10 protein-coding genes are annotated in these 16,390 nt (G+C 65.3%); 8 read left to right on the top strand and 2 right to left on the bottom strand.

Annotated elements, in window-relative coordinates:
- Window positions 1-88: 88 nt before the first annotated feature.
- Together polA and JN302_RS03085 are read right to left on the bottom strand one after the other, a co-directional pair.
- Window positions 89-3,079, bottom strand: coding sequence for a DNA polymerase I (gene polA, locus JN302_RS03090; protein ID WP_202310036.1), 2,991 nt, complete (start codon window positions 3,077-3,079; stop codon window positions 89-91).
- Between the two features lie 91 nt (window positions 3,080-3,170).
- Entirely contained in the window at window positions 3,171-3,470 is a 300-nt protein-coding gene (locus tag JN302_RS03085; protein ID WP_202331681.1) for a hypothetical protein, read from the bottom strand.
- On the opposite strand from JN302_RS03085, the gene JN302_RS03080 reads away from it, so the two are divergent.
- From JN302_RS03080 to JN302_RS38895, 8 genes are all read left to right on the top strand, one after another.
- Window positions 3,469-4,860 carry a M20/M25/M40 family metallo-hydrolase gene (locus JN302_RS03080; RefSeq protein ID WP_202331679.1) on the top strand — a complete coding sequence of 464 codons (1,392 nt, stop codon included), beginning with the start codon at window positions 3,469-3,471 and terminating at the stop codon, window positions 4,858-4,860. The two genes, JN302_RS03085 and JN302_RS03080, sit on opposite strands and share 2 nt — an antisense overlap.
- Before the next feature lie 8 nt (window positions 4,861-4,868).
- Window positions 4,869-5,486, top strand: a complete 618-nt coding sequence (locus tag JN302_RS03075) for a ribonuclease D (protein ID WP_202331677.1) — start codon at window positions 4,869-4,871, stop codon at window positions 5,484-5,486.
- A gap of 142 nt (window positions 5,487-5,628) precedes the next feature.
- Complete coding sequence (locus JN302_RS03070) at window positions 5,629-6,060, top strand: BA14K family protein (protein WP_202331675.1); 432 nt, start codon at window positions 5,629-5,631, stop codon at window positions 6,058-6,060.
- A gap of 144 nt (window positions 6,061-6,204) precedes the next feature.
- Window positions 6,205-6,489, top strand: a complete 285-nt coding sequence (locus JN302_RS03065; RefSeq protein WP_202310031.1) for a hypothetical protein — start codon at window positions 6,205-6,207, stop codon at window positions 6,487-6,489.
- A 463-nt stretch (window positions 6,490-6,952) separates the two neighbouring features.
- Window positions 6,953-11,905: a beta strand repeat-containing protein gene (locus JN302_RS03060; protein ID WP_202331673.1), complete on the top strand. Its 4,953-nt coding sequence runs from the start codon at window positions 6,953-6,955 to the stop codon at window positions 11,903-11,905.
- Window positions 11,906-12,306: 401 nt separating this feature from the next.
- On the top strand, window positions 12,307-12,561 hold the full coding sequence (locus JN302_RS03055; RefSeq protein WP_202314491.1) for a GlsB/YeaQ/YmgE family stress response membrane protein: 255 nt from the start codon (window positions 12,307-12,309) through the stop codon (window positions 12,559-12,561).
- A 236-nt stretch (window positions 12,562-12,797) separates the two neighbouring features.
- Window positions 12,798-13,067: a DUF6065 family protein gene (locus JN302_RS03050; RefSeq protein ID WP_274609252.1), complete on the top strand. Its 270-nt coding sequence runs from the start codon at window positions 12,798-12,800 to the stop codon at window positions 13,065-13,067.
- Window positions 13,068-13,581: 514 nt separating this feature from the next.
- Window positions 13,582-16,323, top strand: coding sequence for a right-handed parallel beta-helix repeat-containing protein (locus JN302_RS38895; RefSeq protein WP_244846174.1), 2,742 nt, complete (start codon window positions 13,582-13,584; stop codon window positions 16,321-16,323).
- Window positions 16,324-16,390 lie beyond the last annotated feature (67 nt).

Genomic DNA, 16,390 nt, shown 5'->3' with positions numbered 1-16,390 from the left:
CTCCAGATCTTTGAGCTGGAACTCCGGATTCCGCGCAGTCGGATGAGGTGCAAGCCCCCATGGCCACATGCCCTGGGCTGCCGCCCCCTCAATGCGCCTCGTCCCAATTGTCGGCTGCCTGCGCGTCGACCTGCAGCGGCACGGCGAGCGACACGGCCGGCATGGCAGCGTTCTCCATCACCGCGCGGATGACGGGCATCGTCGCTTCGACCTCGCCCTCGGGCGTCTCGAAGATCAGCTCGTCATGCACTTGCAGCAGCATGCGGGCCGAGAGGCCAGCCTCGTCGAGTGCGGCCTCCATGCGCACCATGGCGCGGCGGATGATGTCGGCAGCCGAGCCCTGGATCGGCGCGTTGATCGAGGCGCGTTCGTTGAAGGCGCGGACCTGCGGGTTGGAGGAGCGGATCTCCGGATAGTGGATCCGCCGCCCGAAGATGGTCTCGACATAGCCGTTCTCGCGCGCGAACGCCTTGCTGCCCTCCATATAGTCCCGGATGCCCGGGAAGCGTTCGAAATAGCGCTTGATGTAGTCGCTGGCCTCCTCGCGCGGGATCGAGAGCTGGTTCGACAGGCCGAAGGCCGAGATGCCGTAGATGATGCCGAAATTGATCGCCTTGGCTCGGCGCCGGACGTCGGACGGCATGCCCTCGACGGGAACGCCGAACATCTCCGATGCAGTCATGGCGTGGATGTCGACGCCGTCGGCGAAAGCCTTCCTGAGCTGCGGTATGTCGGCGATATGGGCGAGCACGCGCAGCTCGATCTGGCTGTAGTCGGCCGAGACCAGTTTGTTGCCCTTGTCGGCGATGAAGGCGGTGCGGATCTTGCGGCCCTCGGTCGTGCGGATCGGGATGTTCTGGAGGTTCGGCTCTGAAGACGAGAGCCGGCCCGTGGTGGTGGCGGCGAGCGCATATGAGGTGTGGACCCGCCTTGTCTCGGGATGCACATAGCCGGGCAGCGCGTCCGTATAGGTCGACTTCAGCTTGGTCAGCTGGCGCCAGTCGACGATCTTGCGCGGCAGTTCGTGGCCTTCTGCCGCGAGGTCTTCCAGCACCTGGGCCGAGGTCGACCATTGCCCCGTCTTGGTCTTGGAGCCGCCCGGTAGCCCCATCTTGCCGAACAATATTTCGCCGAGCTGTTTCGGCGAGCCGATAGTGAAGCGGTGGCCGGCAAGCCGGTAGATCTCGTCCTCCAGCCGGCCCGCGCCCTGCGCCAGCTCGCCCGACAGCCGCGACAGGATCTGGCGGTCGACCGAAATGCCGCGCTGCTCCATGCGCGCCAGCACGGGCACGAGCGGCCGCTCGAGCCGTTCATAGACCGATACCAGGCCCTTCGCGGCCAGCCGCGGCTTCAGCACGTGCCAGAGCCGCAGCGTGATGTCGGCGTCCTCGCCGGCATAGCGGGTCGCCTTGTCGATCTCGGCGAGGTCGATCGTGTTGAAAGCCTTGCCCGTTCCGGCCAGCGACTTGAACTCGATCGGCTTGTGGCCGAGCCATTTCTCGGCCAGCGAATCCATGCCATGGCCGCCGGCCGTGCCGCCGTCGAGCACATAGGAGATCAGCATCGTGTCGTCATAGGGCGCGATGTCGATTCCGTGGCGGTTCATCACGACGAGGTCGTATTTGAGGTTCTGGCCGACCTTCAGGACGGACCTGTCCTCCAGCAGCGGCCGGATCGCCTCCAGTGCTGCGCGCACCGGAAGCTGGTTCTCGACCAGCCCCCCGCCCAGGAGATCGCCGCGGCCCGCCTTGTGGGTGAGCGGCACATAGGCCGCACGCCCCGGGCGGACGGCGAGCGAGAAGCCGCACAGTTCCGCCTGCATCGGGTCGAGCGAGGTCGTCTCGGTGTCGAAGGCCACCACGCCGGCCTCGATGCCCTCCCGCACCCAGGCCTGCAAGGTCGGCAGGTCGCGGATCGCCACATAGGCGTCGGGATCGATCTTGGCCGACACCGCCGCCTGGGCGCGCTGCGCCGCGAGCATGGAAGGCGACGTCGCTTCCACCGCGCCGCCGTTCGGTGCAGGAGAAGGAGCAGCCGCTTCGACGGCCGGGCCCCGGCGGGCGCCGGCAGCGCCGTTCACCGGGGCGGCCTCGACCTCTGCCTCGATCGCGCCCGCTCCGACATCAGGCCCATGCGCATCCGCTCCGGTCTCGACCGGCACGAAGGCGGGCTCGATCTCGGCCGCGTCGGTGCCGGTTGCCTCGGCCACGCGGCGTGTGAGCGTCGAGAATTCCATCGCCTTCAGGAAAGCGATCAGCTTCGGGCCGTCAGGCGGTTGCAGGCTGAAGTCTTCCAGGCCTTCCTTCACGGGCACGTCGTTCTTCAGCCGCACCAGCTCGCGCGAGATGCGCGCCTTGTCGGCATTGCCGATGATCGATTCGCGTCGTTTTTCCTGCTTGATCTCCGAGGCACGGGCCAGCAGCGTGTCGAGATCGCCGAACTGCTCGAGCAGCTGCGCGGCGGTCTTCGGGCCGATGCCGGGCACGCCGGGCACGTTATCGATGGAATCGCCGGTCAGCGCCTGGAGGTCGATCATCTTCTCCGGCGGCACGCCCCATTTCTCGACGACCTCGGGGATCCTGATCTCCCGATCCTTCATGGGGTCGTACATCGACACGGTGGTGCCGACGAGCTGCATCAGATCCTTGTCGGAGGAGATGATAGTGGTGTCGGCCTCCGCCTCGCAGGCGAGCCGCGCATAGGTGGCGATGAGGTCGTCCGCCTCGAAGCCCTCCATTTCGATGCAGGGCAGGCCGAAGGCCCGGGTCGCGCGCCGGATAAGGCCGAATTGCGGGACGAGGTCCTCCGGCGGAGCCGACCGGTTGGCCTTGTATTCGGGGTAGAGCTCGCTGCGGAAAGTCTTGGAGGAGTAGTCGAAGATCACCGCAAAGTGGGTCGGCGTGATGCCGACATTGGTGCTGCGTGCGTCCTGGACGAGCTTCCACACCATATTGCAGAAGCCCAATACCGCACTCGTCGGAAGGCCGTCCGACTTCCGGTTCAGGGGCGGCAGCGCGTGATAGGCGCGGAAGATGTAGCCGGAGCCGTCGACGAGGAAGAGGTGGTCGCCTTTTTTCATGCCGCAACCGGTAGCGTGCGCGCCCTGGCCTGTCCATTGGAAACCCGCCGCCCATGTCAGGAGACTGGGAAGAAGCGATCTCACGCGTTTGTTACGAACTTGTAATCTTTGTGCCCTTGAAACGCCATGTTGCGAACGCCAGATAACCGGCATCGGCAGTTTTTGCCGAGTCCGGATCGAAGGCCCGTCCCCCGCCTAGGCCGGACAGTGCGGCAGCCTCATCCCCCTCTCCGGGCTGCCGCATCGTTTCATAGATGCCGCCGTGGTTTCCCTCCACCACGGCGGCACTTTTGTGACCTCGCCCCGCATCGCACTGGCCCAAGTCGCCGCTCTTTTCGTTTCCGATGCAGCCCGCTAGTTTGGCGGCCGCAGAATCGAAAGGCCGCTCCATGTCCGCACTCGCCCCCGTCCTCGACCGCCTCGACGCCGACCTCCCCCAAAGTCTCGACCGCCTCTTCGATCTGGTCCGCATCAAGTCGATCTCGACCGACCCGGCCTTCGCAGCCGACTGCCGCAAGGCCGCCGAATGGCTGGTCGCCGACTTGAAGATGATCGGCTTCAATGCGAGCGTTCGCGACACGCCGGGGCATCCGATGGTGGTGGCCCATCACGACGGTCCCGCAGGCGCGCCGCATGTGCTGTTCTATGGCCACTATGACGTCCAGCCGGTCGATCCGCTGGAATTGTGGGATGCCGATCCCTTCGATCCGGTGCTCAAGGAGATCGAGCCCGGCCGCAAGGTGATCACCGGGCGCGGCTCTTCCGACGACAAGGGACAGCTCATGCTCTTCGTCGAGGCGTGCCGGGCCTGGAAGAAGGTGCACGGTTCGCTGCCCTGCAGGATCACGCTGCTTTTCGAAGGCGAGGAGGAATCGGGATCGCCCTCGCTGATCCCCTTCCTCAAGGCCAATGCCGAGGAACTGAAGGCCGATTTCGCCATGGTCTGCGACACCGGCATGCTGGACGCGAAGACGCCCGCTATCACCGTGGCTCTGCGCGGCCTCGTCGGCGAGGAAGTCACGATCAAGGCCGCCAACCGCGACCTGCACTCGGGTGAATTTGGCGGCGCGGCCGCCAATCCGATCCGCATCCTGGCCAAGGTGCTGGCCGACATTCACGACGAGAACGGCCGCGTCACCATCCCGGGCTTCTATGACGGGGTCGAGGAGACGCCGTCGCAGATCCTGAAGGCCTGGGAGAATCTCGGCGAGACGCCGGAGAGCTTCCTCGGTCCGATCGGGCTCTCCATTCCCTCGGGCGAAAAGGGGCGCTCGGTGCTGGAACTGGTCTGGGCGCGTCCGACGGCCGAGTTCAACGGCATCACCGGCGGCTACACCGGCAAGGGCTTCAAGACGGTGATCGCGGCGGAAGCTTCGGCCAAGGTGTCCTTCCGCCTGGTGCACAAGCAGAACCCGGAGAAGATCCGCGCCGCTTTCCGAGCCTTCGTCGAGCAGCGCATTCCGGCCGACTGCTCGGCCGTGTTCCATCCGCATGGCGGCTCGCCGGCCATCCAGCTTTCCTACGACTCGCCCTTCCTGACGTCTGCCCAGCAGGCCCTGTCGGACGAGTGGGCGAACCCCGCGCTCACCACCGCCATGGGCGGCTCGATCCCGATCGTGGGCGATTTCCAGTCGATCCTCGGCATGGAATCGCTGCTGGTCGGCTTTGCCCTGTCCGACGACCGCATCCATTCGCCCAACGAGAAATACGACTTGACCTCCTTCCATAAGGGGCAGCGCTCCTGGGCGCGCATCCTCCACGCGCTGACGCAGAAGAGCTGAGCACGACGATGACGATCCGCTTCCACAAGCATGATTTGCCTGATCTCAGCCACTACGCCGTCGACGCGGTCGCCATCGACACCGAGACACTCGGGCTCAGACCGTATCGCGACCGGCTGTGCGTCGTCCAGCTCTCGCCGGGCGACGGCACGGCCGATGTCATCCAGATCGCGCCGGGCCAGAAATCCGCGCCGAACCTCACGGCCCTGCTCGGCAATCCCGCCGTCACCAAGCTCTTTCACTATGGCCGCTTCGACCTCGCGGTCCTCTACCACGCCTTCGGCGTCATGCCGGAACCGGTCTTCTGCACCAAGATAGCGTCGCGGCTGACGCGGACCTATACCGACCGTCATGGGCTGAAGGATATCTGCGCCGAACTCCTCGGGGTCAGCCTGTCCAAGGTCCAGCAGTCCTCGGACTGGGCGGCCGACACGCTCACGCCCGAGCAGCTCGATTATGCGGCATCCGACGTGCTTTATCTGCACCGGCTGCGCGACGCCCTCGCGGGCAGGCTCGCCCGCGAGAACCGAACGGAAGAGGCCGCGGCCTGCTTCCGCTTCCTGCCGACCAGGGCGAAGCTCGACCTGATGGGTTGGGACGAAGAAGACATTTTCGCGCATAGCTGAGACGCCACTGACCACCGCCACGGGCCGCCGTCGGGAAACCTTCTGAAAACATTACGGAATTGTCATCTTCCGTTCAGCTTGCATTCATTCGCACGGCATCATCTTCCGCCCGTGCTCTCTGGAACATGAAAGGAGTTCGACAATGAGGAAGGTCATTTCGGCAGTCTGTGCCGCGGTGTTTTCCGTGACGGGCGTCATGACGATCGCTCCGGCATCGGCGGCGCCGATCCAGCGGCCACTGAAGCTTGAGCAGTCCTCGGACGTTCAGCAGGTCAGGCAACGACGCGGCTACTATCGCTACCACGGCCGCCCTTACTACAACGGTCACCGCGGCTATCGCTACCAGCGTCCAGGATGGCGGAGCTACAACGGCTGGTGGTTCCCGCCGGCGGCCTTCATCACCGGCGCGATCATCGGCGGCGCTATCGCCCAGCCCGCGCCTGTCTATCGTCCGCCGTCCGGTTCGGCCCATGTCCAATGGTGCTACAACCGCTACCGGTCCTATCAGGCGTACGACAACACCTTCCAGCCCTATCATGGGCCGCGCCAGCAATGCTACTCGCCCTATCGCTGAGCACCTGGCGAACCGTACGGCAGTCTCCCGGGTGGATCACATCCGGGAACTGCCGCCGGAATTCGAGAGGCAGTTGTCTCCCGCTGCGCCATGATGGATCATGATCCCGGTTGAACCGGCGGACAGGCGAGGAGAGCCTTCGAAATGCAGGAAAATACGGAAATCCGGCTGCAGGCCGAAGGTGCGATCGCGAAGCTCCATTCGTTGCTTGACGCCGACGCGCAGGACACCGACGAGCAGGAACTGATCGGGCTCGCCGCACTTGCGGCCGGCGCCGTCGCCGATCCCGAGCGCCGGCACGCGTTGACCGAAGGCTTGATCGCGGCGCTTACCGCGCTCCATTTCGGCCCGGTCTTCGACGGCGAACAGGTCGAGAGCCGGAAGCAGGCCGCTGCCATCCTCGACGAATTGGCGGTGACGATTTCGTGAAGTCCGCCTTGCGTGTTCGCGCCGCGGATACCCTTCTCCGCCGCGTGCCGGGGATGACATGCATTTCGATTACCTTTTGGTCACTGCATTGTCCTTGCCGGCGGCCCTGCAGGTGCCGGGCTCGCTCAGGACTCGCAGCCGAGGATATCGACTCGATCGATCCCCAGTCCCTGAAGGAATTATGCGGCCCTTGGGAAGTCCGTGACGACAGCGGCAAGAAGACGTGCCTCGTCGTGCCATCGGCGGCTCCGAAGTCACAATCGACCAAACAGCCACCGCAATAGCCGGATGGGCGACCTGCTGTCCCGGGCTTGCATCCGGGCTCTGGAGCAACGCCTACGATCGTATGCACCGGCCACGCACCATAGACTTGCCGATTGAAGTTGGATAAACCCACGGTTGGCGGGTCGCGACCCTTGATGGCAACGGTTGATTTGCGCCGCCCGGGAAGGCGGGAGGCAGCATGACCCAGGTCCTCAATGGCGGTCCAGGTGGCGATTCGCTCACGGGCACGGATCCTGGCGCGCTGGCCAACCCCGACGGCATCGACATCATCAACGGTCTCGCCGGCGACGATACGCTCCTTGGCCTGGGCGGCGACGACATCATCCAGGGCGGGCTCGGCGCCGACAACATGAACGGCGGCGCCGGTTACGACACACTGACCTTCGCCGACGCCACCGCCGGCGTCGGGGTGGTGCTGAACGCCTTTGGTGTCGCCGGTGAGGCTGTCGGCGATACAATGGTCGGATTCGAGGCCTTGATCGGCAGCGCCTTCAACGACCAGCTCGCCGGCGACGGCGGAGACAATCTGGTCGATGGTGGCGACGGCGACGACTATATTCAATTGAGCGGCGGGGTCGACACGCTGATCGGCGGCGCCGGAAGGGACCTCATAGACGGCCGCGTCGTCGGCTCCGGCTTCATCGTCGACCTGACAACCGGCACGGGCAGCGGCGGCGGCATGGCCGTCGGCACCACACTATCCGGCTTCGAACTGGTGCTGGGCTCGGCGTTCGACGACGTCCAGACCGCCAATCTGAACCTCGGCACCGACCTGGTCGGTTTCGATGGCGCCGACACGCTTAATGGCGCCAATGGCGACGACCAACTCTTTGGCGACGATTATGCCGGCGTCGTCGTCACCGGCGGTATCGATACGCTGAACGGCGGCGGCGGCAACGACACGCTCGAAGGCGGCGCCTTCGGCGACGTGCTGAACGGCGGCGCCGGCGTCGATACCATCGTCTATAACGGTTCAGCGGTCGCGGTGACGATCAACCTTGCCACCGGGTCCGCCTCGGGCGGAGAAGCTCAGGGCGACACGCTGATCGATGTCGAGAATGTCAACGGCTCCGCCTTCAATGATGGACTCACCGGCAGCGTCGAGGCAAACCGCCTCGACGGCGGCAATGGTGACGACATTCTCGCCGGGCTCGGCGGCGCGGATGCATTGATCGGCGGAGCCGGGGTCGATCTGGCCGACTATTCGGCCTCTTCGTCCGGTGTCACGATCAACCTGCAGAGCGGCACTGGCGGCGGTGGCGACGCCCAGGGCGACACGTTGTCCGGCATCGAGAATGTCGTGGGCTCGGCCCATGCCGACCGTCTGACAGGCGCGGCCGGCGTCAACATCCTCACCGGCGGCGACGGCGACGACATCCTTGCCGGCCTCGGCGGTGCCGACCAGTTGATCGGCGGGGCCGGGATCGATACGGCGGATTACTCGGCATCCGGTGCCGGTGTGACGGTCAATCTCGGCTCGGGCGGCGGCAGCGGCGGTCATGCCGAAGGCGACACGCTCAGTTCCATCGAGGACGCCATCGGATCGGGTTTCGCCGATCGGCTGATCGGAACGGGCACCGCAAACCGGCTCGAGGGCGGTGACGGCGACGACGTCCTCATTGGTCTCGGCGGTGGGGATGTGCTCATCGGCGGTGGTGGTATCGACACGGCTGACTATTCCGCGTCGCTCGGCGGCGTGATCGTCAACCTCGCCGCCGGCACCGGCCTCGGTGGCGACGCCCAGGGCGATACGCTGTCCGGCACCGAGAACGTGACCGGCTCGGACAATGCCGACACGCTTCTGGGCAGCGCCGGAGCGAACCGCCTTGTCGGCGGCGCCGGCAATGATTTCCTGGCCGGGCTGGGTGGGGCCGATGAACTGGTCGGTGATTCGGGCATCGATCGGGCCGACTATTCCGCTTCCGCCTCGGGTGTGACGGTCGATCTCACGGCCGGTACCGGCAGTGGCGGTCACGCCGAGGGCGACACGCTGAGCGATATCGAGAACCTGTCGGGGTCGGGTTTCGCCGATCGCCTGACGGGTGCCGCCGGCGTCAATTCGCTGAGCGGCAGCAATGGAGACGATATCCTCGCGGGCCTCGGCGGTGGCGACGCGCTCGATGGCGGGGCTGGTATCGACACAGCGGACTATTCGGCGTCGGCTGCCGGCGTGACGATCGACCTCAGCGTGGGCACCGCCAGCGGCGGCGATGCCCAGGGCGACGCGCTGATCGACGTCGAGAACGTCACCGGCTCGGCCGATGCCGACCGGCTGATCGGTGACAGCGGCGCTAATCGCCTCGACGGCGGCGACGGTGATGACATTTTGGTCGGGTTCGGCGGTGCGGACGCGCTGGTCGGCGGCGGCGGCACCGATACGGCGGATTATTCCCTGTCGGCCATGGGGATAATGATCGATCTCGCGCTCGGGGTGGGTACCGGCAGCGACGCCCAGGGCGACACGCTGTCCGGTATCGAGAATGTCACGGGGTCGGCACATGGCGACATTCTGATCGGTGACGCCGGCGCCAATCGGCTCGACGGCGGGACCGGCAACGACATCCTGGAAGGAAAGGCTGGCGCCGACCAGTTGCTCGGCGGTGCGGGTATCGACACGGCCGACTATGCCAGTTCGGCGGCTGGCGTGACCGTCGATCTCGGCGCCGGTACCGGCGTTGGCGGCGACGCCGAGGGCGACATCCTGTCCGACATCGAGAATGTCACCGGCACGGCTTCGGCCGACCGGCTGACAGGGGCGGCCGGTGCCAACCGGCTCGACGGCGGCGGCGGCGAAGATATCTTGGCCGGCCTTGGTGGTGCGGATGTGTTGGTTGGCGGCGGCGGCATCGACACGGCGGACTATTCGGCCTCGGCTGTCGGCGTGACGGTCGATTTCGACGCCGGTACGGGCAGCGGCGGTGATGCCGAGGGCGACACCCTCACCGACATCGAGAATGTCACCGGCTCGGCCCAGGCCGACCGGTTGACGGGCGCCTCCGACGTCAACCGTCTCGACGGCGGAGATGGCGACGACATTCTTGCCGGCCTCGGCGGCGCGGATGCATTGCTCGGCGGAGCCGGCATTGACCTTGCCGACTTTTCGGCATCGGCCTTCGGAGTGACGGTCGATCTCGATGCGGGCACGGGCAGTGGCGGTGATGCCCAAGGCGATACCCTCACCGGCATCGAGAACATCACAGGTTCGGCCCATGCCGACCGTCTGACGGGCGCGGCGGGCGTCAATGTCCTCGCCGGCGGCGATGGCGACGACATCCTTGCCGGCCTTGGCGGCGCCGACCAGCTGATCGGCGGGGCCGGCATCGACACGGCAGACTATTCGGCCTCTTCGGCCGCCGTTACAGTCGATCTCGGCACGGGCGCGGTTGCGGGCGGCGATGCCGAGGGCGACACGCTCACCGACGTCGAGAATGTCACCGGCTCGGCGCAGGCGGACAGGCTGAGAGGTTCTGCCGGGGCGAACCGCTTGGACGGCGGTGCGGGCGACGACACGCTGACCGGCCTCGGCGGCGCCGATGCGTTGATCGGCGGAGCCGGCATCGATACGGCGGACTACTCAGCCTCGGCGGCCGGCGTCACGGTCAATCTGTCGACGGGGCAGGGTACGGGCGGCGATGCCCAGGGCGACACGTTGTCCGGCATCGAGACCGTCACCGGTTCGGCTTCGGCCGATCGCCTGACCGGCGCCGCGACGGCCAATGTCCTCACCGGCGGCAATGGCGACGATGTCCTTGCCGGCCTCGGCGGCGCCGACCGCCTGATCGGCGGGGCCGGCATCGACACGGCGAACTATGCGGCTTCCAGCGCCGGCGTGACGATCGATCTCGGCACGGGTGCGGTTTCGGGCGGCGACGCCCAGGGCGATATCCTGTCTGATATCGAGAGCGTGATCGGGTCGGCCTATGCGGACCGGCTGAGAGGCTCGGCCGGAGCGAACCGCCTCGACGGCGGTGCCGGGAACGACCTCTTGACCGGCCTCGGCGGCGCCGACGCGCTGGCCGGCGGAGCCGGCATCGATACGGCGGACTATTCGGCCTCCGCGTCGGGCGTCACGGTCAGTCTCACCACGGGCTTCGGCGCGGGCGGAGACGCCCAGGGTGACAGGCTGTCGGGAATGGAGAACATCGTGGGTTCAGGCGGTACCGACAGGCTGATCGGCGCGGCGACGGCCAATCGCCTGGACGGCGGCAACGGCAACGACGTTCTGGCAGGTCTGGGCGGCGCGGATACGCTGGTCGGCGGGGCCGGTGTCGATGTGGCCGACTATTCGGGCTCTTTGGCCGGCGTCACCGTCAGCCTGTCGACCGGGCGTGGTGTGGGTGGCGACGCCCAGGGCGATATCCTCACCGGCATCGAGAAGGTCATGGCCTCGCGCTTCAACGACGCCATCACGGGGGATGCCGGCAACAATGCGCTGGCCGGAGCGGCCGGCAACGACACGCTGTTCGGCGGTGCGGGCGACGACACGCTGTCCGGCGGCCTCGGTGTCGACACCGCGACGGGCGGCGCCGGCAACGACACCTACGACGTCGACAATGCAGGCGACCGGGTGATCGAGAGCGCCAATGGCGGCATCGACCTGATCCGCTCGCTGGTGAGCATCGGCACGCTTGCCGCCAATGTCGAGAAGGCGACGCTGCTCGGCACAGGCAATCTCAGCCTCGGCGGCAACGAGCTCGCCAACACGCTGATCGGCAATGTCGGCAACAACATCATTTCGGGTGGTGCCGGCAATGACGGAATTTCAAGCCTCGCCGGCAACGACAGCCTGGAAGGGGGCGCCGGCAACGATCGGCTGAGCGGCGGCCTCGGGTCCGACAGTTTCATCTTCCGCCAGACGCTGCTTTCGACTTCGGGTGTCGACCGCATCACCGATTTCGGCGCGGACGACTTCATCCGCTTCGACGTCGCCTCGGGTCCCACCGGGGTGCTGAACGCCGACGCCTTCGTGGTGGGGGCCAAGGCGCTCGATGCGAACGACCGCTTCGTCTACTATGCGCCGACCGGCGGGCTCTACTACGATGCCGACGGCAGCGGCGCGGCCCAGAAGGTGCTGTTCGCCGTGCTCGACAACAAGTTCGCCCTCACCGCCTCGGATATTATCCTGATCTAGAGCAATTCCAGCAAAAGTGCGTAGCGGTTTTGCGTCCGGAATTGCGTGAAAACAGATAAAGAGTATTTCCGTGATTCGGAGAAAAACGGAAATGCTCTAGGTGCGAAACGGCGATTGTCCCTCAGACGCTCATAATCAGTCGACAGGATTGACCAGTGGAGCGCGCGACCGCGTGGCCAGCCGTTGGCGCGAAAGCCAAGTGGCGCGGGTTGGCCGCGCGGCGACTGGGGCCAGGCTTAGGCCGACTCGCGGTGCCTTTAACCGCACCGCTTGTTTCGGCGAACAGCGCCGATTTTGAGATCGGCGGCGAGCGAGGGCTCGCCATTGCCACAGCGTCGACGCCACTCGACAATGCAGAGTTGTCCGTTCATTATCGCTGCGTCCAACGGAGGGATCCCGCAATGGGCATCGAAAGCTTGATCGTCTTCCTGATCGTCGGCGCGGTGGCCGGCTGGCTGGCTGGCCAACTCGTCAAGGGTTACGGCTTCGGCCTGATCGGCAACATCGTCGTTGGCATCGTCGGCGCATTGATCGCGGGCTGGTTGTTCCCGGCGATCGGCATCAGTCTCGGGTCCGGCATCATTGCGGCCATCATCCATTCCACGATCGGTGCCGTCATTCTCCTCGTCCTCCTGAGGCTCGTGAAACAGGCATGATTGTTCGGACGAGCCTGTCGCCCGCTCCAGCGCGACTGCTGTGTTGCAGCGCCTGCTGATCGGCAAGCGACCTTCGACGGCGCGATCTCCGTCTCCCCGCGGAGAATCGAGCCGGGCCGCGGCTGCCCGTGGGGCAAAAGCCTGCAGCCCCCGGCAAGCGCGTCTGACGTGGCCACGTCGCATCGCCTCTTCCGGCTGGCGCCGGCCGGTTCGCGAGCTGCTATCTCGGCTATGCCGTGTTAACCCAACGTCACCCTGGTGCCGCGTGCGGGGCTCGTCCGCGGCAGCCTGAGATCATCCCGCCGGACGATGATCCGGCCTTGAAATCCGCTTTCGAGGCGCGCTCGAAAGGCCGCGCAGATTTCGACAGCAGGCTCGCCGCGCGCGACCCCGATGCGGTCGCCCAGGGCTGGCAACGTCATTATGCGCGCGGCGAGGAAACCGCCGGCCGCACCACCAGCGTCCACAACTCCGAACGAAGGTTGAAGCTCGTCAGGCGAAGCTGAGCCTGGGCACGAGCACCGTCGGTCGAAGGAAAGATCCGGCCCGCCGCGGCGGGCCGGAAGCGTGGCAAGCGACGGGCCCCGAGGGATAAGGCCCGTCGAATATCGAACTTTCAAGCGGCCTTTCAGTTCCATACCCGCGCGAATCGCCCCCTCGCAATGTCGAGCGAAGATGTATTCCGTTGGGTAAGCAGCAGCTCGGCAATGCTGCTTCTGTTGATTGGCTTGCATGGAATGTGATTCAATTTGCGCTTTTCTGGGCCCTGGATCAGGAGAACCGATCCGGTTTTCTCCAATGATTCTGGAAAGCTATGCCGCATATCGATTTTCCTGCTGCGGTTGGGCGTGCCATTCCGGGATACATTCCTTCACGCTTGTTGATTTGCCTCGCGCGGCGCACTTCCATTAGCAGGCGCTACTGTAGCTTCGGCTTACCTAAAAGGGGTACGCGGGCTCATCCGAAAGACTGACACGAAGATCCTGGCTGGCGGGGGCTGGCTAGAGAAAGGCATTCTGCATGGCAAGCACACCGACTGGATTCCCTGACGCGACGACGACGGGCGTCCCATCCGGCACGCAGTTGACGGTTTATACCGGTCCGATGACGATCACCGAGGATGGCACGGTGATCGACGGCAAGATCATCAACGGCACGCTCCGCGTCCTGGCCGACAACGTCGTCATCAAGAACTCCCAGGTCAACTTCGGTGGCATGTGGGGCGTCGATGCCGAGGGGGCAAAGAACATTACCATCCAGGACAGCGACTTCGTCGGGCCGGGTTACTCCGGCGACAGCAATGCCGCGATCCTGGGAAGCGGGAACTTCCTGCGCAACGACATCTCCAAGGCGGAGAACGGCATCGTCCTGACCGGCGGTTCCAGCGTCGTGAAGGGCAACTACATCCACGACCTCCAGGATGGCTCTAGCGATCCTCACTATGACGGCATCTCGGTCCAGGGCGGTCAGAACGGCGTACTGATCGAGGACAACACGGTGTTCGCGCGTGACACCTCGAACATCTTCATCAAGAACGATTTCGGGCCGATCTCGGACGTCAGGGTGAACAACAACTATCTCGCCGGCGATCCCGGGATCATGATCTATGTCGACGGCCGTGCCTCCGGCGGCCCGATCACCGGCGTCTCGATCACCAACAACTACATGGAGAAAGGCTACTACGACTACTTCTCCATCGACAACAGCTCGCCCGTGATTTCCGGAAACGTCTACCTCAAGGAAGGACAGTTTCCCTCCGACGTCGGCGGTGCAAGCACCGACGGCACGGATTCGGGGACCGATAGCGGCACCTCCAGCCCCGACACCGGAACCGACAACGGCACCATCGACCCTGACGCTGGAACCGGCGGAACCACCGACCCGAGCGCCGGAACCGATGGCGGAACCACCGACCCGAGCGCCGGAACCGATGGAGGAACCACCGACCTCGTCGCCGGAACCGACGCGGGAACCAGTGGCCGATTCCCAGACGCGTCGAACACCGGTGTTCCGGACGGCGTGACGCTGACCCCGTCCGGCTCGATCGTCGTCACCAAGGCGGGGACGGTGCTCAAGAACCTCGACATCAAGGGCGACATCTATGTCATGGCGCCCAACGTCACCATCGAGAACTGCCGCATCACGACCAGTTCCTGGCAGGGCATCAACACCAACGGCAGTGCCAGCGGGCTCGTGGTGCAGAACTGCGAAATCAACGGCCAGGGCAAGATGGCCGGCTCCTACGGCATCATGGGCCACGGAACCTTCATCGGCAACAACATCTACGGCTTCGAAAACGGCATCGGCCTCAGTGGAGGATCCGGCGGCATCGTCAAGGGCAACTTCATCCACGACCTGCAAGCCCCCGGCTCCGATCCCCACTATGACGGCATCGCCATCCAGGGCGGTCAAAGCAACGTGCTGGTCGAGGGCAACACGGTGTTCGCGCGTGACACCTCGAACATCTTCATCAAGAACGATTTCGGGCCGATCTCGGACGTCAGGGTGAACAACAACTATCTCGCCGGCGATCCCGGGATCATGATCTATGTCGACGGCCGTGCCTCCGGCGGCCCGATCACCGGCGTCTCGATCACCAACAACTACATGGAGAAAGGCTACTACGACTACTTCTCCATCGACAACAGCTCGCCCGTGATTTCCGGCAACGTCTACCTCAAGGAAGGACAGTCTCCCTACGACGTCGGCGGCGGAAGCACCGGTGGCGAAACCACCACGCCGGAGGTTCCGGGGACCGGCGGCGACACCACCACGCCGGAGGTTCCGGAGACCGGCGGCGGTACGGGTGAAACCGTCAAGACGATCACCGGGACCGCCGGCAACGACAGTCTCCCGGCTTCGGGCGTGTCCAACGGCGGCAACGAGAAGTTCTACGGCCTTGCCGGTGACGATGTTCTCGAAGGCGGCGCGGGAGCCGACTATCTCGACGGCGGCGAGGGCAGCGACACGGTGAGCTATGCGAGCTCGAACGCCGGCGTCACCGTGAACCTCAAGACCGGCAAGGGCTATGGCGGCCACGCCGAAGGCGACACGATCGTCAGCGCCGGGCTTGTCGTCGGCTCGTCCTATGCCGACAAGCTGCTCGGCAACGACAACCTCAACATCCTTGACGGAGGCAAGGGGGCCGACACGCTCACCGGCTATCAGGGTGACGACACCTATATCGTCGACAATGCAGGCGATGTCGTCGTCGAGGCTGCCGGCGGCGGCATGGACACGGTGCGGTCGTCCGTCAGCTTCACCCTCGGCGCGAACGTCGAGAAGCTGGTGCTGACCGGTTCCGCCAATATTTCCGGCACCGGCAACAGCCTTGCCAACGTCGTTCATGGCAATAGCGGCGCCAACACGCTCAACGGCGGCGCCGGCAATGACACGATCTATGGTCACGGCGGTAACGACACGTTGACGGGTGGGCTCGGCAACGATGCCTTCGTGTTCGACACGGCGCTCAGCGCCAGTTCGAATGTCGACAGGATCACCGATTTCTCGGTGGTCGACGATGTCATCCATCTCGACAATGCGGTGTTTACCGCCTTGTCGTCCGAGGGTGTCCTGTCCGGCGCCAATTTCGTCAAGAACAGCCGCGGCGTGGCGCGGGACGCCAACGATCACATCGTGTACGAGACCGACACCGGCAAGCTGTTCTACGATTCGAACGGCAGCGCTCGCGGCGGCTCGGTCCACATCGCGACGCTCGACGCCAATCTCGATCTCCAAGCGTCCGATTTCATCGTGATCTGATCGCTTTCCCTCCGCGTTCACCGCAGACGGCGCGGAGGGCTTCTTGTTGATGGCGGGGCCGGGATAT

It is taken from the genome of Mesorhizobium sp. L-8-3, from assembly GCF_016756615.1.
GTDB lineage: Bacteria > Pseudomonadota > Alphaproteobacteria > Rhizobiales > Rhizobiaceae.
Note: the sequence above shows the minus strand (reverse complement) of the source record. Positions and strands in the feature narration are given on the sequence as shown.